Here is a 19,477-nt window from a genome sequence, read left to right on the forward strand (position 1 = left end):
CCAGGCGCTTACTCTTCCTCGTTGCCGCCCTCTTCGTACGAGCCAAAGGGCTTCGCCGGCAGCACGATGTAGATCCCCTCGAAAACGGCGCCCTGTTTATCGTCGCCAAAAAGCTCCACCTGCATTTGCACGCGGGCTTTACGTCCGCGCGCCAGGCGGTCGAGGTCGCCGCTCAGCGATCCCAGGTCGGCGATGGCGCTGGGGCGGCCGCTAATGGGCTGACTGTAACGGATATGCGCATCCGCCAGAATAATGGTGCCTCCCAGGTGCCGCTCGCGCAGCATCAACCAGATAAGCCCCCATCCGGTTAAGGTAGCGAGCGAAAACAGGCTGCCGGCAAACAGCGTATGGTGCGGATTCTGGTTCCCCGCCTCCGGCATGGTGGTAATAAATTTCTGCCCGGTGTACTGCTGAATGCGTACGCCCATTTTTTCACTCAGCGGGATATGCTGATACCACGCCTGCTGGAGCTGTGCGCACCAGTCGCCACGGTGCAAAATATCGTCCAGCGACGCGATCGGTTTAATCATCAGAAAATGACGGATCGGCGTGGTGGTCGGGGTAGTGATCTCCCCCTGGTTCACAAAGCCAAGCTTGGCGAAAAACTCCACCGCATCTTCGCGCGCGCTACAGGTAACCCGTTTCACCCCTTCCTGGCGCGCGACGGACTCCAGGGTCATCGCCATCAGCGTCCCCAGCCCTTTATCCTGCACCGAGGGATGAACGGCCATAAAGCGAATAGAAGCTTCATTCTCCGCATTGATATATAGCCGGCCGACGGCAACCAGATTACCCTCTTCATCCACGACCATCTGATGATGCGCCATCGCATCCCAGGCGTCGCGTTCCGATCCTTTAGGCTGATGCAGCGGCTTACGCAGCATCTCCCAGCGGAACTGGTAGTAGCTCTCTAACTCTTCTGCTGTTTGCGGTACACGAAGGTGATACATAGTCGTACTCTCTTTTGTTACCCGCAGCCTGCCCGGAAGCTGGGTCATACCTGCAACCAAAAGGTCACGGGACCATCATTGACCAAAGAAACCTGCATATCTGCAGCGAATCTTCCGGTCTGGGTGTGCATTTCCTGCTGGCGACAGCGGGCGACGAAATACTCATACAGCGCCTCAGCGCGGTCAGGGGCCGCGCCTTTCGAGAAGCTCGGTCGCATCCCCCGCTCGGTATCCGCCGCCAGCGTAAATTGCGAAACCACCAGCACGCTGCCGCCCGCCTGTTGAACATTCAGGTTCATTTTCCCTTCCGCATCGCTGAAGATGCGGTAGCCCAGCACGCGCTCACAGAGGCGATTCGCCTTTTGTTCATCATCGTCTTTCTCGACGCCCAGCAGCACCAGAAGCCCCGGGCCAATTTCGCCCGTCACTTCGTCCGCCACGGTAACGCTTGCACGGGATACGCGTTGAATTAATGCAATCATGGTTGTTCTGTTTCTTCTGTTTTAAGTTTGCGGTATTCACCGAGAGTGACAGTAATTTCAGCGCCAAGCAAGACGATACACCACGTCCAGTACACCCAAACGAATAAAATAGGTACGACGGCAATGACGCCATAAATCAACTGATATGACGGGAACGCAGTGATATATAAAGCAAAAGCTTTCTTCCCCGCCTCAAAGAGTAGCGCCGCGACCAAGGAACCGATTATCGCATCGCGGTTACGCACCTCGGCCGTCGGCACAATGCTGTAGAGCAGCCAGAATGCCACCCACGATAAAATGAGCGGAAAAATACGCAGCACATCGTCAATCACGCTATTCAGATCGCTGGCCCAGCGTAGCGACAGAAGATAGGAGCTAATCGCCAGGCTCGCCCCCGCCAGCAGCGGCCCCAGCGTGAGGATCATCCAATAGACGGCAAAGGAGTAGGTTTTTGGTCGGGTTCGGGTACTGCGCCAAATGGTATTCAGTGCGCTATCAATGGAATACATCAGCAACAGCGAGGTTACAATCAGGCCGAAAGCCCCCACGGCGGTCATCCGGCTGGAGTTAGCCACAAACTGTTCAATGTAGCCCTGAATCACATCCCCGGTAGCCGGAATAAAATTCGCAAAGATAAAATGACGAATCTGGATGCTGACATCAGAAAACATCGGAAATGCCGCGAACAGCGCGAAAACGACGGCAATAAGCGGCACAAGGGAGAGTAACGACACATAGGCAAGATTACCCGCCAGAGTCGTCATATTATCTTCATCAATACGCCGCCACAGCAGCTTTAGCCAGGAAATCAGCGGACGCATACGACGAGTGGCTTTTTGATGAACGGTTTTTAGCATAGCTGTTTGGCAAAATAGTTGGGAATGGTCTCCTTCCCGGTCACCAGAATACTGGTGATACCCAACTGATTAGCCCCCGCGATATTATCGGCGTTATCGTCGAAAAAGACGGCATTGTCAGCGGAGAAGCCTTCTGATTCGAGGACACTCTGGTAGATCCGCGCTTCAGGTTTACGCATCCCCATCTCCTGAGAAAGATAGATATGGTCGGCAACAGCGCGTATCTCTGGATATTCATCCGGCCAGAAGGTGGTATGCAGACGGTTAGTATTGGAAAGGACCACCACACGATGCCCCTGCTCGCGTAATTTTTGCATAATGGCGGTCACTTCCGGGCGCAGGGCCACAAATACCGCCTGCCAACCGTGGGAAAACTGCTCGTAGCTAAGCGACATGTTCATTTCATGACACATCGCCGCCGCAAAATCTTCATCGCTGATTTCGCCGCGCTCGTGCTGGTGAAACGCCTCCCCCATAGTGAAATGCTGCTTCAGCGTTGCAAGAGGGATACGCGTTAAATCACTCCACGTCCCGAGCACACGGTTGAAGTCAATATCGACAATCACATTACCTAAATCAAAGATATAGAGCATGGTCCTCTCCTTTTGTACCGTGGAAAATTAACTGTAGCGGGAAAGGAGAGGTTTGACTATTCAAGAGTACTGGCTGAATATTCCCCAGCGCCCCTGAAGCTGAGGAATATCGCTTAACAGCAAGGCGGGGCTAGACCTCTTCCTGAGCAAGAATAATTTCTGTCTGATTTTCATCCAGCCACGATTTTAACCCGCCTGACGGGTACTCATCGGTAAACAGCGCAGTCACCTGCGCGACGTTACCAATCTCCACGGCAGCAGAAGCGTGATATTTAGTATGATCGGCGGCGAGAAGAATTTGCCTCGAGTGCGCCATCATCGTTTTCACCACGCTGGCTTCGTTGACATCAAACTCCAGCAGTGCGCCATCGCTTTCAATGGCCCCGACGCTTGTCACCAGATAATCAGCCCGAAAGTCAGCCACAAACGCCGTCGCGGAAGGGCCGATGATTCCGCTATTGTGCGGACGCAGCGTACCGCCGGGCACCATGACCTCGAAGCGTGGGTTGTTATAAAGAATATGCGCCACCCGCAGACTGTTGGTGATGATGCGCAAATGGTTATGGTTTAACAACGCCCGCGCCACCTGCTCAACGGTGGTGCCGATGGTAATAAATACCGTTGAACCATCCGGAATATAGTCAGCCACCGCTTCCGCGATGGCTTTTTTCTCTTCCGTCCAGGAGACTTCACGCTGTTCGAACGCCGTATTGACCACGCTCGACGCTCTGCCCGCCCCGCCGTGGTGACGCGTAATCAATCCCTGCTCGCTGAGTTTACGAATATCGCGACGCACGGTCTGCGTAGACACGTCCAGCAGGCTGGCCAGTTCATCAATATTCATATAACCGCGCTCGCTAATCAGCATAAGCAGCTGATCGTGCCGCGGGTTACCGGTCAGTTCGGTAAGACTCATGAAATTTCCTCGAAAAACCATTGCCCTGGCATTTTATACAAAAAGTGACAGAAAAGATCGGGTTTGATCACAGTCAGGAATACCGGCGCGTCCTCCCGGTCGCGTACATTTCAGCGCAGCGACTCCGCTTGCAAACCTGACGGCCTCTGCCGGGGCGTTTCCGGAAGCCAGGCTGAAGGCCAGTGCGCCGTGAAAAACATCACCGGCCCCCGTGGTATCAACAACGTCAACTGAGAATCCTGGCTGATGTCGCAACACACTATGTGCAATCCAATTGCAGCCCTTGCTCCCTCGTGTCACATACACATGACCATTTGTGAGCGTTTGTGCTTGCCTCAATCCAGCTTCAGGCTCTTTCAGCCCGGTCAAACGCACCAGACCCGGCTCGGAAAAAGCAGCATGATCGCTCAGCGCCACCAGCTCGCTGATATCCTGTGGCGTGACGTCGCCATCCAGCACCGTCATGACGCCCGCTCGACGCGCCAGCGTGAACGCCTTTTTTGCCCCCTCATGCCAGCGAACATCCGCCAGTACCACATCCCACTGGGAAAAATCGATCTCATTCAGCCAATCAGCATCTGGCAATAAATCCGGGCTGGGATAGTTAACGATAATCCGCTCCCCCTGCGCATCAACCATAATCGCCGATTGTGAAGAGTCTGCCCCCACGTAGCGCCGGGTGTAGCGAGTATTTACCCCCAGGGATTCCAGCTCCGCCAGCAGACTGTTTCCGGTATCGTCATCACCCACGCGGCCAATAAAGTCCACCTGCGCACCCAGCTTTGCCGCGGCCACTGCCGCAGTGGCCGCCGGCCCACCGCCCACTTCCGTATAGCGTTTCGCCACATATTTACCTCCTTCAGTCGGTAAACCTTCAACGTAATAGATGCGATCCATCACGGTAATACCCACACAAGCAACACGAATCATGGTCATTCCTTAGGCGTTTCAAGATGGGATCATTTTAATTTCACAAAATGTTTAAAAAGTGACGGCTGTCAATTTTTTGACCATAAATTACAAATACGATCAAAAACAGACATCAACAATAGACCTTAAATGACAAAAAATGACATCCACGTCTCAGGAGAACGTTATGGCAGTTATAGCATTTATCGGATTAGGTCAGATGGGTTCACCCATGGCGAGCAACTTGCTCAAGCAGGGTCATCAACTCAGCGTCTTTGACGTTAACCCGGATGCCGTACAGCGCCTGGTGGAGAAAGGCGCGCAGCCAGCCAGTAGCCCGGCTCAGGCAGCAAACGGCGCGGAGTTTGTCATCACGATGCTGCCAAATGGCGATTTGGTGCGCAGCGTGTTGTTCGGCGCTCAAGGGATCTGCGAGAGCCTTTCCCCGCAAGCGCTGGTGATTGATATGTCGACTATTCACCCGCTGCAAACCGACAAACTGATTACCGATATGCGCGCCAAAGGCTTCGACATGATGGATTGCCCGGTCGGGCGCACTTCAGATCACGCCGTCGCGGGGACATTGCTGCTGCTGGCGGGTGGAACGGCAGAACAGGTAGAGCAGGCGACACCGGTGTTAATGGCGATGGGTAATGAACTCATCAATGCAGGCGGGCCGGGCATGGGTATCCGTGTAAAGCTTATCAACAACTACATGAGCATCGCGCTGAATGCCCTCTCCGCCGAAGCCGCCGTATTGTGCGAAGCGCTAGGGCTCTCCTTCGATGTGGCCTTAAAAGTGATGAGCGGTACCCCCGCCGGAAAAGGCCATTTCACCACCTCCTGGCCAAACAAAGTGCTGAAAGGCGATCTTTCCCCCGCTTTCATGATCGATTTAGCCCACAAAGATCTGGGCATCGCGCTGGATGTTGCCAACCAGCTGCATGTGCCGATGCCGCTCGGTGCCGCTTCTCGCGAAGTTTATAACCAGGCGCGCGCTGCAGGTCGTGGCCGGGAAGACTGGAGCGCCATTCTTGAGCAGGTTCGCGCATCTGCCGGACTGAACAATCAACATTGATAAGTAAAAGGACTGAGGACTGAACAATGACGAAGTACACCCTGAAAGATATAACCCGAGCTTCCGGCGGTTTTGCCATGCTGGCCGTCGATCAACGCGAAGCCATGCGCTTAATGTTTGCCGCAGCGGGGGCGAAATCCCCGGTCAGCGACAGCGTGCTGACCGATTTCAAAGTGAATGCGGCGAAGATTCTTTCTCCTTATGCCTCGGCCATTCTGGTCGATCAGCAATTCTGTTACCGCCAGGTGGTGGAGCAAAACGCCGTGGCCAAAAGCTGCGCCATGATTGTCGCCGCCGACGAGTTTATTCCCGGCAACGGCATCCCCGTTGATAGCGTGGTGATTGATAAAAATATCGATCCGCAGGCCGTGAAGCAGGACGGTGCCAAAGCATTAAAACTGCTGGTGCTGTGGCGCAGCGATGAAGATGCCCAGCAGCGTCTGGACATGGTGAAAGAGTTCAACGAGCTATGTCACTCCAGTGGCCTGCTGAGCATTATCGAACCGGTAGTACGTCCGCCGCGTCGTGGCGATAAGTTCGATCGCGAGCAGGCCATTATCGATGCCGCTAAAGAGCTGGGCGACAGCGGTGCCGATCTCTACAAAGTCGAAATGCCGCTGTACGGCAAGGGCTCTGCGCAAGAGCTACTCACCGCCTCACAACGCCTGAATGAAAACATCAGCATGCCGTGGGTCATTCTCTCCTCTGGTGTCGATGAAAAACTGTTTCCTCGCGCGGTCAGCGTTGCAATGACCGCTGGCGCATCAGGCTTCCTGGCGGGGCGTGCGGTCTGGTCATCGGTTGTGGGGCTGCCGGATACCGAGCTGATGCTGCGCGATGTTTCTGCACCGAAGTTGCAGCGTTTGGGCGATATCGTCGACGAAATGATGGCCCGTCGCCGTTAATACGAGGATCGAAGAATGAAATGGTTTAACACCCTGAGCCACAACCGCTGGCTGGAACAGGAAACCGACCGCATTTTTAACTTTGGCAAGAACGCTGCGGTACCGACCGGATTTGGCTGGCTGGGAAATAGTGGTCAGGTCAGAACGGATATGGGAACGCATCTGTGGATCACAGCCCGCATGCTGCACGTCTACTCCGTTGCCGCATCCATGGGTCGCCCTGGTGCATATCAGTTAGTCAGTCACGGGATCAACGCTCTGAACGGCGCATTGTGTGATAAACGCTACGGCGGCTGGTACGCCTGCGTCAATGACGAAGGCGTGATGGATGCCTCCAAGCAGGGCTATCAGCATTTCTTTGTGTTGCTTGGCGCGGCAAGTGCGGTCACGACCGGTCATCCACAGGCCAGGCAACTGCTCGATGACGCTATCGAAGTGATTGAAAAATACTTCTGGAGTGAAGATGAGCAGATGTGCCTTGAGTCCTGGGACGAAGCCTTCAGCCAGACGGAAGATTATCGCGGTGGCAACGCCAACATGCACGCAGTTGAAGCCTTCCTGATCGTTTACGACGTCACTCATGATCGTAAATGGCTGGATCGGGCGCTACGCATCGCGTCGGTGATTATTCACGACGTGGCCCGCAGCGGTGAGTATCGCGTTAACGAGCACTTCGATTCGCAGTGGAACCCTATCCGCGATTACAACAAAGACAACCCAGCGCATCGCTTCCGCGCCTACGGCGGCACTCCGGGCCACTGGATCGAGTGGGGCAGATTGATGCTGCATCTGCACGCCGCGCTGGAAGCTCGCTTCGAAACGCCACCAGCCTGGCTGCTGGAAGATGCCAAAGGCCTGTTCCATGCCACTATCCGTGATGCCTGGGCACCGGACGGCGCGGACGGTTTTGTCTACTCGGTAGACTGGGATGGTAAGCCTATCGTCCGCGAGAGAGTGCGTTGGCCAATAGTCGAAGCGATGGGCACCGCCTACGCCCTGTACACCCTCACCGGCGATAGCCAGTACGAAGCCTGGTATCAGAAATGGTGGGATTACTGCATCACTTATCTGATGGACTACGAGACAGGGTCATGGTGGCAGGAGCTGGACACCGATAACAAAGTGACCACCAAAGTCTGGGACGGCAAGCAGGATATTTACCACCTGCTGCACTGTCTGGTCATCCCACGTTTGCCGCTGGCCCCAGGGCTGGCTCCGGCTGTTGCTGCTGGTCTTCTGGATATCAACGCAAAATAGGTCATAAGGATAGCAACCATGCACAGCGGCGGAAAAACCATTCAACTTCAGGCCGGACACTATCAGGCAAAAATCGTCACGGTTGGCGCGGGACTGGCGGAACTGACGCACCATGGACGTCACGTTGTTATTCCGCACAAGCCTGAAGAGATGCCGCTGGCGCATCTGGGGAAAATATTGGTTCCCTGGCCTAATCGCATAGCAAACGGCTGCTATCAGCATAACGGCAAGGCATTTCAGCTTGCCGTTAATGACCTTGCTTCGCAGTGCGCGATTCATGGCCTTTTAGCCTGGCGGGATTGGCAGATTAACCAGCAGTCGGCATCGGAAGCGTCGCTGATGATTTTTCTGCCACCTTCTTACGGCTATCCCTTTTCGCTGCTTGTCGAAGTCATGTACCGCCTGGACGCCATAGGCGGTCTGCATGTTTCTATCAGCACGCTCAATATCGGCGATCAACCAGCCCCTTACGGTTCCGGCGCGCATCCCTATTTAACCTGCGATCTTGAGAAAATAGATAGCTGTACGCTAACCCTTCCGGCAGACGAGGTATTGAGCATTGATACCCAGGAATTGCATCGCGTTGAGCACACAGAGCTAAATTTCACCACGCCACGCCCTATCGCGGCGACGCAGATCGATCACACCTTTAAAACGACAGCGCCGGACGATGAGTGGGAAGTCAGGATGTTCAGCGCAGCAAAAAATATGACGACGTTTCTACGCTGCGACCAGCCCTGGCTGCAGGTTTACAGCGGCGAGAAATTAAATCGTCTGGGACTTGCCGTAGAACCCATGACCTGCCCGCCTGATGCTTTTAATTCCGGCATCAGTCTTATCTCTCTGGCTCCCGGAGAGATGCATCGGCTGCACTTTTTGATTGGCGCTGAATAACGCCGCCCCGGACAAAAATTACCGAATTACCCTATATCTACGGAGACGAAAATGAATTCGTTACAACAACGGTCAAGCGCATTAGAACTCACAACCCTACGGGATGGCTTTGCGCTAACGTATCAACAGCGCCTGATTCTGCGCCATACCTCGCAAACCCCTTGCCTGTGGATTGGCACCGGCGTCGCGGATATTGATATGTTTCGCGGCAACTTCAGTATTAAAGACAAACTGAATGAAAAAATTGCTCTCACGAGTGCCACGGTCAGTGAATCGTCTGACGGCTGGCGGGTCGATTTCAGCAGCGGCACCACCATCAACGCGACCCTGAAAATCTCCACCGATGAACAGGGCCGCCTGAAACTGGACCTGCAAAACGACGATCTGAGCCACAATCGCATCTGGCTGCGGCTGGCCGCTAACCCGGCCGATCATATCTACGGCTGCGGTGAACAGTTCTCTTACTTTGATTTACGCGGCAAGCCGTTCCCACTGTGGACCAGCGAACAGGGCGTAGGTCGTAATAAAAATAGCTATGTCACCTGGCAGGCGGACTGCAAAGAGAACGCGGGCGGCGACTATTACTGGACCTTCTTCCCGCAACCAACCTTTGTCAGCACTCAAAAATACTACTGCCACGTTGATAACAGCTGCTACATGAATTTCGACTTTAGCGCACCGGAGTATCACGAACTGGCGCTGTGGGAAGACAAAACCACCCTGCGCTTTGAGTGCGCCGACACCTATATTTCCCTGCTGGAAAAACTGACCGCGCTGTTAGGCCGCCAGCCAGAGCTGCCGGACTGGATTTACGACGGCGTCACGCTAGGTATTCAGGGCGGCACCGAGGTTTGCCAGAACAAACTGGACACCATGCGCAACGCGGGCGTGAAGGTGAACGGCATCTGGGCGCAGGACTGGTCCGGGATCCGTATGACCTCCTTTGGCAAGCGCGTGATGTGGAACTGGAAGTGGAACAGCGACAACTACCCACAGCTGGATAGCCGTATTAAGCAGTGGAAAGAAGAAGGCGTGCAGTTCCTCTCGTATATCAACCCGTACGTTGCCAGCGATAAAGATCTCTGCGCCGAAGCGGCAGAACGCGGCTATCTGGCAAAAGATGCCGCTGGCGGTGACTACCTGGTTGAGTTCGGCGAGTTTTACGGCGGCGTGGTCGATCTGACTAACCCGGAAGCCTACGATTGGTTCAAAGAAGTCATCAAGAAGAACATGATTGAGCTTGGTTGCGGCGGCTGGATGGCAGATTTTGGTGAATACCTGCCGACCGATACGTATCTGCACAACGGCGTCAGCGCCGAGATCATGCACAACGCCTGGCCTGCGCTGTGGGCGAAATGTAACTACGAGGCGCTACAGGAGACCGGCAAGCTCGGCGAGATCCTGTTCTTTATGCGTGCGGGTTACACCGGCAGCCAGAAGTACTCCACCATGATGTGGGCGGGCGACCAAAACGTGGACTGGAGCCTTGATGATGGCCTCGCTTCGGTCGTCCCTGCGGCGCTGTCGCTGGCGATGACCGGCCACGGCCTGCACCACAGCGATATCGGCGGCTACACAACCCTGTTTGAGATGAAGCGCACGAAAGAGCTGCTGCTGCGCTGGTGCGACTTCAGCGCCTTCACCCCGATGATGCGCACCCACGAAGGTAACCGCCCTGGCGATAACTGGCAGTTTGATGGCGATGCAGAGACTATCGCCCACTTTGCCCGTATGACCACCGTCTTCACCACCCTGAAACCGTATCTCAAACAAGCCGTTGCGCAGAACGCCGCCTCCGGCCTGCCGGTGATGCGCCCGCTGTTCCTGCACTACGAAGACGATGCGACAACCTACACCCTGAAATATCAGTACCTGCTGGGGCAAGATCTACTGGTTGCACCGGTTCACGAGCAGGGTAAATGCGACTGGACGCTGTATTTGCCAGAAGACAGCTGGGTCAACGTCTGGACCGGTGAAACTCACCAGGGTGGCGAAATTACCGTCGATGCACCCATTGGCCAGCCTCCCGTCTTCTATCGCGCGAAGAGCGAGTGGGCATCACTGTTTGCCACTTTACGCCACATCTAATACGGCTCGCCCGCGGGGAGACTCGCGGGCAAACGGAGAATAACAATGAGTCAAAATTCAGCTAATCCGGCAACCCTACTCTTGCCTTTTAAAGAAAAACTCGCCTATGGGCTGGGTGATTTAGGTTCCAATATCCTGCTGGACATTGGCACGCTCTATTTACTCAAATTTTATACCGATGTCCTTGGTTTACCGGGAACTTACGGCGGTATTATTTTCCTTATCGCCAAGTTTTTTACCGCATTTACCGATATGGGCACCGGGATTATGCTCGATTCGCGGCGTAAAATCGGTCCAAAAGGTAAATTCCGTCCATTCCTGATTTACGCAGCTTTCCCGGTTACGCTTCTGGCTATCGCTAACTTTGTCGGCACGCCGTTTGAAATCACCGGCAAAACGGTGATGGCGACGGTGCTATTTATGCTGTACGGACTGTTCTTCAGCATGATGAACTGCTCTTATGGCGCGATGGTACCCGCGATAACGAAAAACCCGGATGAGCGCGCTTCGCTTGCCGCCTGGCGTCAGGGCGGCGCGACGCTCGGCCTGCTGCTGTGCACCGTCGGCTTTGTGCCAGTGATGAACCTGATCGAAGGCAACTCGCAACTGGGTTATATCTTCGCCGCCACGCTGTTCTCCCTGTTCGGCCTGCTGTTTATGTGGCTGTGCTATGCGGGAGTTAAAGAGCGCTACGTCGAAGTTAAGCCCGTTGATGCGGCGCAAAAGCCGGGGTTACTGCAATCCTTCCGCGCCATCGCTGGCAACCGCCCGCTGTTTATTCTGTGCATTGCCAATCTCTGTACGCTCGGCGCGTTTAACGTCAAGCTAGCGATTCAGGTCTATTACACCCAGTACGTCCTGAATGACCCCATCCTCCTCTCCTGGATGGGATTTTTCAGCATGGGCTGTATCTTTATTGGCGTCTTTTTAATGCCCATGATGGTCAGACGCTTTGGTAAGAAGAAGGTTTATATCGGCGGCCTGCTGATTTGGATTGCGGGCGATCTACTCAACTACTTCTTTGGCGGCGGGTCGGTCAGTTTTGTTGCTTTCTCCTGTCTGGCCTTCTTTGGTTCGGCGTTCGTCAACAGCCTGAACTGGGCGCTGGTCTCCGACACGGTGGAATATGGTGAATGGCGCACCGGCGTGCGTTCTGAAGGTACTGTGTACACCGGATTTACCTTCTTCCGTAAAGTGTCGCAGGCGCTGGCTGGCTTCTTCCCCGGCTGGATGCTGACCCAGATTGGCTATGTGCCCAACGTGGTGCAATCGGCGGGTACCGTCGAAGGCTTACGCCAGCTGATTTTTATTTATCCGTGCGCGCTAGCGGTGATCACCATCGTGGCGATGGGCTGTTTCTACAACCTTAACGAGAAGATGTATGTCCGTATCGTTGAAGAGATAGAAGCCCGTAAACAACCTGTCTGATAATAATAATGAATAGCGCCCTACGGGGCGTTATTGAGGAGCGATTATGTCTGACCATGATCCGCTAACGCTAAAACTGAGCCTACGGGAAAAATGCGCCTATGGCGTGGGTGACTTCGGCTCAAATTTGATGCTGTGTATCGGCACGCTGTATCTGCTTAAATTTTATACCGATGAACTAGGGATGCCTGCATATTACGGCGGGATCATCTTTCTGGTAGCGAAGTTCTTCACTGCCTTCACCGATATGCTGACCGGCATATTACTGGACTCGCGGCGTAATATCGGCGCAAAGGGGAAATTCAGGCCTTTTATTCTGTATGCCTCATTCCCCGTCGCGCTGGTCGCCACAGCGCAGTTTTTAGCGACAGATTTTACGCTAACGGTGAAAACGGGGCTGGCGACGGTGCTGTTTATGTTGTTCGGTCTGTTCTATAGCCTGATGAACTGCTCTTACGGGGCGATGGTTCCCGCCATCACTAAAAACCCGCACCAGCGCGCAGAACTCGCCGCGTGGCGACAGGGCGGCGCAACCCTGGGCCTGCTGCTGTGTACCGTTGGCTTTATGCCCATTCAGGCGCTTTTTACAAGTTCACCTTCGCTTGGCTATCTGATTGCTGCGCTGATCTTCTCCGTTTGCGGGTTATTCAGCATGTGGTGGTGCTTTAGCGGGGTGAAAGAGCGCTATATTGAAATCGTACCGGATCATCATAAACCCAGTATTCTCAAGTCATTCTGCGCGATTTTCCGTAACCCTCCTCTGCTGGTGCTGTGTATTGCTAACCTGTGTACGCTGGCGGCATTTAACATCAAGCTGGCGATTCAGGTTTATTACACCCAGTACGTACTGAACGATATCCATCTGCTGTCATGGATGGGCTTTTTCAGTATGGGATGCATTCTGGTGGGTGTTTTTCTTGTCCCCACAACGGTGAAGCGCTTCGGTAAAAAGCAGGTTTACCTGGGTGGACTGGCATTGTGGGCCATAGGCGATGTGCTGAACTTTTTCTGGGGAAGTACATCATTTTTATTTGTGACGTTCTCCTGCATGGCCTTCTTTGGCACTGCCTTCGTTAACAGTCTGAACTGGGCGCTGGTTCCGGATACGGTTGATTACGGTGAGTGGAAAACGGGTATTCGTGCGGAAGGGTCGGTTTATACCGGTTATACCTTTTCACGAAAAATTTCCGCAGCGCTTGCTGGGTTCTTGCCAGGAATTATGCTGACGCAAATTGGTTATATCCCCAATGTTGCGCAAAGTGAAACTACGCTACTCGGTTTACGCCAGCTTATTTTCCTCTGGCCCTGCAGTCTGGCGATTATCGCGGCATTCACTATGGGCTTATTTTACAAGCTCAATGAAAGCCGTTTTGCTTTTATTATCGAGGAAATTGGCCAACGAAAAAAACAACACAACCCGGTATTGTGAATAACTAAAAGACCTCTTTTTTAATTATTGCCGCTCTATCCATTTTAATGGATAGCGGCTCCCCTACGTTAAAAAATGGATTTATTATGAAAAAAATAAACGCGATACTTCTGTTAACCTCTGTTATCTCTACCTCTGCGTTTGCTGGTGCTTATGTGGAAAATCGCGAGGCGTATAACCTTGCATCCGATCAGATGGAGGTCATGCTGCGCGTTGGCTATAACTTTGATATGGGCGCTGGCTTGATGCTCACCAACACCTATACTCTACAACGCAAAGATGAGTTAAAGCATGGCTATAACGAAATCGAAGGCTGGTATCCGCTATTCAGACCAACGGATAAATTAACGATTCAGCCGGGAGGGCTAATTACCGACAAGAGCATTGGCTCCAGCGGTGCGGTTTATCTGGATGTGAATTACAAATTTACCCCATGGTTTAATCTGACCGTGCGTAACCGCTATAATCACAATAACTACAGCTCAACTGACTTAAACGGTGAGCAAGATAATAATGATACCTACGAAGTAGGTACCTATTGGAATTTTATTATCACCGATAAATTCTCTTATACTTTTGAACCACACTATTTTACGCGGGTGAATGACTTTAATAGTAGCAACGGTAAAGACCATCACTGGGAAATTACCAATACCTTCAGGTATCGGATCAATCAAAACTGGCTGCCTTACTTTGAACTACGCTGGCTGGATCGCAATGTGGAGCCGTACCACCGGGAGCAAAACCAGATTCGCGCTGGGGTGAAGTATTTCTTTTAAGTTTTTTAGGCAAAAAAAAGCCGCTGATAATCAGCGGCTTTTTCATAGCAAGAAGCGTTAATTAATCTTCTTTAGAACCACGCATCGCGCGTTTACGGTCGTTCTCGGTCAGGTGACGTTTACGGATACGGATAGAGGTCGGAGTGACTTCTACCAGTTCGTCGTCATCGATGAACTCCAGAGCCTGTTCCAGGGTCATCTTAACCGGCGGAACCAGAACCGTGGCTTCGTCAGTACCGGACGCACGCATGTTGGTCAGTTTCTTACCGGTCAGGCAGTTTACGGTCAGGTCGTTAGAGCGGCTGTGAATACCGATGATCTGGCCTTCGTAAACTTCCGCACCGTGACCGAGGAACAGCTTACCGCGATCCTGCAGACCGAACAGCGCGAACGCTACCGCTTTACCCTGACCGTTGGAGATCAGCACGCCGTTGTTACGCTGGCCCACTTCGCCCGGACGAACGTCGTCGTAGTGGCTGAAGGTGGAGTACAGCAGACCGGTACCGGAGGTCATGGTCATGAACTCTGAACGGAAGCCGATCAGACCGCGGCTTGGGATCACGTAGTCGAGACGTACGCGGCCTTTACCGTCCGGATTCATGTTTTTCAGGTCGCCTTTACGCTCGCCCAGCGCCTGCATCACAGAACCCTGGTGCTGCTCTTCGACGTCCAGCGTCACGTTCTCGAACGGCTCTTGTTTACGGCCATCGATTTCACGGAAGATAACTTTCGGACGGGAAACCGCCATCTCGAAACCTTCACGACGCATGTTTTCAATCAGAACGGACAGGTGCAGTTCACCACGGCCGGAAACGCGGAACGCATCAGCGTCTTCGGTTTCTTCAACGCGCAGCGCCACGTTGTGTACCAGCTCTTTGTTCAGGCGGTCCAGGATCTGGCGAGAGGTAACGAACTTACCTTCTTTACCGCAGAACGGAGAGGTGTTGACGTTGAAGAACATGGAAACGGTCGGCTCATCAACGGACAGGGCCGGCAGCGCTTCGACATTCTGCGGGTCGCAGATGGTGTCGGAGATGTTCAGCTCGCCCAAACCGGTGATCGCGATGATGTCGCCAGCTTCAGCTACGTCGCTCTCGATACGCTCCAGACCCAGGTGAGTCAGCACTTTACCGACTTTACCGTTACGGGTTTTGCCTTCGCTATCGATGATAGTGACCTGCTGGTTCGGCTTCACTTTACCGCGTTTGATGCGGCCGATGCCGATGACGCCAACGTAGTTGTTGTAGTCCAGCTGGGAGATCTGCATCTGCAGCGGGCCGTCAAGGTCAACGTCCGGCGCCGGCACGCGATCGACAATCGCCTGGTACAGCGGGGTCATGTCGTCAGCCATGTCTTCGTGGTCCAGACCCGCGATACCGTTCAGCGCGGACGCGTAAACGATCGGGAAGTCCAGCTGTTCGTCGGTCGCGTCGAGGTTAACGAACAGGTCGAACACCTGATCGACAACCCAGTCCGGACGCGCGCCCGGGCGGTCAACTTTGTTAATGACCACGATCGGCTTCAGACCGTGGGCAAAAGCTTTTTTGGTCACGAAGCGCGTTTGCGGCATCGGGCCATCAAAGGCATCTACCACCAGCAGCACAGAGTCAACCATGGACATAACACGCTCAACTTCACCTCCGAAGTCGGCGTGCCCTGGGGTATCAACGATGTTGATACGGTAATCATTCCATTTGATTGCGGTGTTTTTCGCGAGGATGGTAATCCCACGCTCTTTCTCCAAATCGTTGGAGTCCATCACACGTTCTTGTGCTTCAGTACGTGCGTCGAACGTACCGGATTGCTGTAGCAGCTTGTCAACCAGGGTAGTTTTACCATGGTCAACGTGCGCGATGATGGCGATATTACGCAGATTTTCGATCACAACTTTGCCTCAGGCATTAGAAATAGCGCGTTATTGTACACGTATTAAGCGAAGGACTGAACAGGATCACAAACATCCTCCGCAAACAAGTATTGCAGAGTTTCTTTGTGACCGCTTTCACGGAGCGATAAAAGGGCACCGTAACAAAAATTGCACCAAAATGGTGCTCAATGTTCACACTGAGGCACTACTTTGGTGCATTATCTCCATCATGGTGCAGTCCTTTTGCACTATGGTGCGCATGATACAGCGTTTTATGGGGCATTTAAAAGTTGGCACAGATTTCGCTTTATATTTTTTAAGGCAACAACGCCACTTTTAAGCAGTATGAAGTTTTCGTTACCACGACGACAATGACCAATCCGGGAGAGTTTAAGTATGTCCGCTGAACACGTTTTGACGATGCTGAACGAGCACGAAGTGAAGTTTGTCGATCTGCGCTTCACCGATACCAAAGGTAAAGAACAGCACGTCACGATTCCGTCTCATCAGGTAAATGCCGAATTCTTCGAAGAAGGCAAAATGTTTGATGGCTCCTCGATTGGTGGCTGGAAAGGTATCAACGAATCTGACATGGTCCTGATGCCGGACGCGTCCACCGCGGTCATTGACCCGTTCTACGAAGAACCGACCCTGATCATCCGTTGCGATATCCTCGAGCCAGGCACTCTGCAGGGCTACGACCGTGACCCGCGCTCCATCGCGAAACGCGCTGAAGAGTATCTGCGTGCCACCGGTATCGCCGACACCGTCCTGTTCGGGCCGGAACCAGAATTTTTCCTGTTTGACGACATCCGTTTCGGCGCCTCTATTTCTGGCTCCCATGTCGCGATCGATGACATCGAAGGTGCGTGGAACTCCTCCACCAAATATGAAGGCGGTAACAAAGGCCACCGTCCGGGCGTGAAAGGGGGTTACTTCCCGGTTCCGCCAGTAGACTCTTCTCAGGATATCCGTTCCACCATGTGTATGATCATGGAAGAGATGGGCCTGGTTGTTGAAGCTCACCACCACGAAGTGGCTACCGCAGGTCAGAACGAAGTGGCAACCCGCTTCAACACCATGACCAAAAAAGCGGACGAAATTCAGATTTACAAATACGTTGTTCACAACGTCGCTCACCGCTTCGGTAAAACCGCGACCTTTATGCCGAAACCAATGTTCGGCGATAACGGCTCCGGCATGCACTGCCATATGTCTCTGGCGAAAAACGGGACTAACCTGTTCTCCGGCGACAAATACGCTGGTCTGTCTGAGCAGGCGCTGTTCTACATCGGCGGCGTCATCAAACACGCTAAAGCCATCAACGCCCTGGCGAACCCGACCACCAACTCCTACAAGCGTCTGGTCCCGGGTTACGAAGCGCCGGTTATGCTGGCTTACTCTGCCCGTAACCGCTCTGCCTCTATCCGTATTCCGGTGGTGACCTCTCCGAAAGCGCGTCGTATCGAAGTGCGCTTCCCGGACCCGGCTGCTAACCCGTACCTGTGCTTTGCGGCGCTGCTGATGGCTGGCCTTGATGGTATCAAGAACAAAATCCATCCGGGCGAAGCAATGGACAAAAACCTGTATGACCTGCCGCCGGAAGAAGCGAAAGAGATCCCGCAGGTTGCCGGCTCTCTGGAAGAAGCCCTGCAGGCCCTGGATGCTGACCGCGAGTTCCTGACCGCTGGCGGCGTGTTCACCAATGACGCTATCGATGCCTACATCGCCCTGCGTCTGGAAGAGAACGACCGCGTACGCATGACGCCGCATCCGGTTGAGTTCGAACTGTACTACAGCGTCTAATTTTGCTGTAAATCCAGGGTATGTCGTGTTGTGGCGCGAGATGCCCAGGATATTTTGTTGCCGTGGAAACTTTCAGCCCATCTCAGGATGGGCTTTTTTCTCCACCAACACGCTGATCTCACGAGCTTTTTACCGATAAAAAGCTATACTGCACTAAATTGGTGCACTCATTTTCAGGAGACTGTCGAATGGCAACAGGCACACTGCCCGATGCTGGGCAGATCCTTAACTCCCTTATCAACAGTATTTTACTGGTCGATGATGACCTGGCGGTGCACTTTGCCAACCCTGCGGCGCAGCAGCTGCTGGCGCAGAGTTCGCGCAAGCTGTTTGGCACCCCGTTACCTGAGCTATTGAGCTATTTTTCGTTGAATATCGGGCTGATGCAGGAAAGCCTGCAGGCGGGCCAGGGGTTTACTGATAACGAAGTGACGCTGGTTATCGATGGCCGTTCGCACATCCTGTCGTTGACCGCCCAGCGGCTGCCGGAAGGCTTTATTCTGCTGGAAATGGCGCCGATGGATAATCAGCGCCGCCTGAGCCAGGAGCAGCTGCAGCATGCGCAGCAGGTCGCCGCCCGCGACCTCGTCCGCGGCCTGGCGCATGAGATAAAAAATCCGTTAGGCGGCCTGCGCGGCGCGGCCCAGCTGCTCAGCAAAGCACTGCCCGACCCGGCGCTAACGGAATATACCAAAGTGATCATTGAGCAGGCCGACCGGCTGAGAAATCTGGTCGACCGCCTGCTCGGACCACAGCATCCGGGCATGCACGTTACCGAAAGCATCCACAAAGTCGCCGAACGGGTAGTCAAACTGGTTTCCATGGAGTTGCCGGACAACGTGAAGTTGGTCCGCGATTACGACCCCAGCCTACCGGAACTGCCCCACGACCCGGATCAAATTGAACAGGTGTTGCTGAACATCGTCCGTAATGCGCTGCAGGCGCTGGGGCCGGAAGGGGGCGAAATTGTTCTCCGCACCCGCACCGCTTTCCAGCTGACGCTGCACGGGGTGCGTTATCGCCTCGCCGCCCGTATTGACGTTGAAGATAATGGCCCGGGTATTCCGCCCCATCTCCAGGATACGTTGTTCTATCCAATGGTCAGCGGTCGCGAAGGCGGTACCGGCCTGGGCTTATCTATCGCCCGCAGCCTTATCGATCAGCACTCCGGCAAAATTGAATTCACCAGCTGGCCGGGTCATACCGAATTTTCGGTATACCTGCCTATTCGGAAGTAGA

General features: G+C 53.8%; 17 protein-coding genes. 10 read left to right on the top strand and 7 right to left on the bottom strand.

The window, feature by feature from the left end; all coding sequences use genetic code 11:
• Positions 1 to 8: 8 nt before the first annotated feature.
• From fabY to LGL98_RS24780, 6 genes are all read right to left on the bottom strand, one after another.
• Complete coding sequence (gene fabY / locus LGL98_RS24755; protein ID WP_012543287.1) at positions 9 to 950, bottom strand: fatty acid biosynthesis protein FabY; 942 nt, start codon at positions 948 to 950, stop codon at positions 9 to 11.
• A 44-nt stretch (positions 951 to 994) separates the two neighbouring features.
• Positions 995 to 1,432, bottom strand: coding sequence for a D-aminoacyl-tRNA deacylase (gene dtd, locus LGL98_RS24760; protein WP_002882809.1), 438 nt, complete (start codon positions 1,430 to 1,432; stop codon positions 995 to 997).
• Positions 1,429 to 2,289, bottom strand: a complete 861-nt coding sequence (locus LGL98_RS24765; RefSeq protein ID WP_136031280.1) for a virulence factor BrkB family protein — start codon at positions 2,287 to 2,289, stop codon at positions 1,429 to 1,431. Before LGL98_RS24765 ends, dtd begins: the two co-directional genes overlap by 4 nt.
• Positions 2,283 to 2,882: a glucose-1-phosphatase gene (yihX, locus tag LGL98_RS24770; protein WP_136031279.1), complete on the bottom strand. Its 600-nt coding sequence runs from the start codon at positions 2,880 to 2,882 to the stop codon at positions 2,283 to 2,285. The genes LGL98_RS24765 and yihX overlap by 7 nt, the downstream gene beginning before the upstream one ends.
• Positions 2,883 to 3,012: 130 nt before the next feature.
• Positions 3,013 to 3,798, bottom strand: a complete 786-nt coding sequence (locus LGL98_RS24775; RefSeq protein WP_136031277.1) for a DeoR/GlpR family DNA-binding transcription regulator — start codon at positions 3,796 to 3,798, stop codon at positions 3,013 to 3,015.
• 33 nt (positions 3,799 to 3,831) lie between these two features.
• Complete coding sequence (locus tag LGL98_RS24780; protein WP_136031275.1) at positions 3,832 to 4,728, bottom strand: sugar kinase; 897 nt, start codon at positions 4,726 to 4,728, stop codon at positions 3,832 to 3,834.
• A gap of 166 nt (positions 4,729 to 4,894) precedes the next feature.
• Between LGL98_RS24780 and yihU the strand changes: the two genes are divergently transcribed.
• From yihU to ompL, 8 genes are all read left to right on the top strand, one after another.
• Positions 4,895 to 5,785: a sulfolactaldehyde 3-reductase gene (gene yihU, locus LGL98_RS24785; RefSeq protein ID WP_136031273.1), complete on the top strand. Its 891-nt coding sequence runs from the start codon at positions 4,895 to 4,897 to the stop codon at positions 5,783 to 5,785.
• A 26-nt stretch (positions 5,786 to 5,811) separates the two neighbouring features.
• Complete coding sequence (yihT, locus tag LGL98_RS24790; protein ID WP_136031270.1) at positions 5,812 to 6,690, top strand: sulfofructosephosphate aldolase; 879 nt, start codon at positions 5,812 to 5,814, stop codon at positions 6,688 to 6,690.
• A 15-nt stretch (positions 6,691 to 6,705) separates the two neighbouring features.
• The gene (gene yihS / locus LGL98_RS24795) at positions 6,706 to 7,947 is read left to right on the top strand and encodes a sulfoquinovose isomerase (protein WP_136031268.1); all 1,242 of its coding nucleotides are present in this window, start codon (positions 6,706 to 6,708) and stop codon (positions 7,945 to 7,947) included.
• A gap of 3 nt (positions 7,948 to 7,950) precedes the next feature.
• A complete protein-coding gene (locus tag LGL98_RS24800; protein WP_369763389.1) occupies positions 7,951 to 8,841 on the top strand; it encodes an aldose-1-epimerase in 891 nt (296 codons plus the stop codon).
• Between the two features lie 51 nt (positions 8,842 to 8,892).
• Positions 8,893 to 10,929, top strand: a complete 2,037-nt coding sequence (locus LGL98_RS24805) for an alpha-glucosidase (protein ID WP_136031265.1) — start codon at positions 8,893 to 8,895, stop codon at positions 10,927 to 10,929.
• Between the two features lie 45 nt (positions 10,930 to 10,974).
• Complete coding sequence (locus LGL98_RS24810) at positions 10,975 to 12,357, top strand: MFS transporter (RefSeq protein WP_136031263.1); 1,383 nt, start codon at positions 10,975 to 10,977, stop codon at positions 12,355 to 12,357.
• Between the two features lie 46 nt (positions 12,358 to 12,403).
• Complete coding sequence (locus tag LGL98_RS24815; RefSeq protein ID WP_136031261.1) at positions 12,404 to 13,786, top strand: MFS transporter; 1,383 nt, start codon at positions 12,404 to 12,406, stop codon at positions 13,784 to 13,786.
• Between the two features lie 86 nt (positions 13,787 to 13,872).
• Positions 13,873 to 14,565 (top strand): porin OmpL, encoded by a 693-nt coding sequence (ompL, locus tag LGL98_RS24820; protein ID WP_110276076.1) that lies wholly within the window; start codon positions 13,873 to 13,875, stop codon positions 14,563 to 14,565.
• A gap of 61 nt (positions 14,566 to 14,626) precedes the next feature.
• Here ompL and typA read toward each other — a convergent pair whose 3' ends face one another.
• Positions 14,627 to 16,450: a ribosome-dependent GTPase TypA gene (gene typA, locus LGL98_RS24825; protein WP_136031259.1), complete on the bottom strand. Its 1,824-nt coding sequence runs from the start codon at positions 16,448 to 16,450 to the stop codon at positions 14,627 to 14,629.
• 378 nt (positions 16,451 to 16,828) lie between these two features.
• Between typA and glnA the strand changes: the two genes are divergently transcribed.
• On the top strand, positions 16,829 to 18,238 hold the full coding sequence (glnA, locus tag LGL98_RS24830) for a glutamate--ammonia ligase (RefSeq protein ID WP_004203622.1): 1,410 nt from the start codon (positions 16,829 to 16,831) through the stop codon (positions 18,236 to 18,238).
• A 188-nt stretch (positions 18,239 to 18,426) separates the two neighbouring features.
• Entirely contained in the window at positions 18,427 to 19,476 is a 1,050-nt protein-coding gene (gene glnL, locus LGL98_RS24835) for a nitrogen regulation protein NR(II) (protein WP_136031257.1), read from the top strand.
• Position 19,477 lies beyond the last annotated feature (1 nt).

This window comes from Klebsiella africana, from assembly GCF_020526085.1.
Lineage (GTDB): Bacteria > Pseudomonadota > Gammaproteobacteria > Enterobacterales > Enterobacteriaceae > Klebsiella > Klebsiella africana.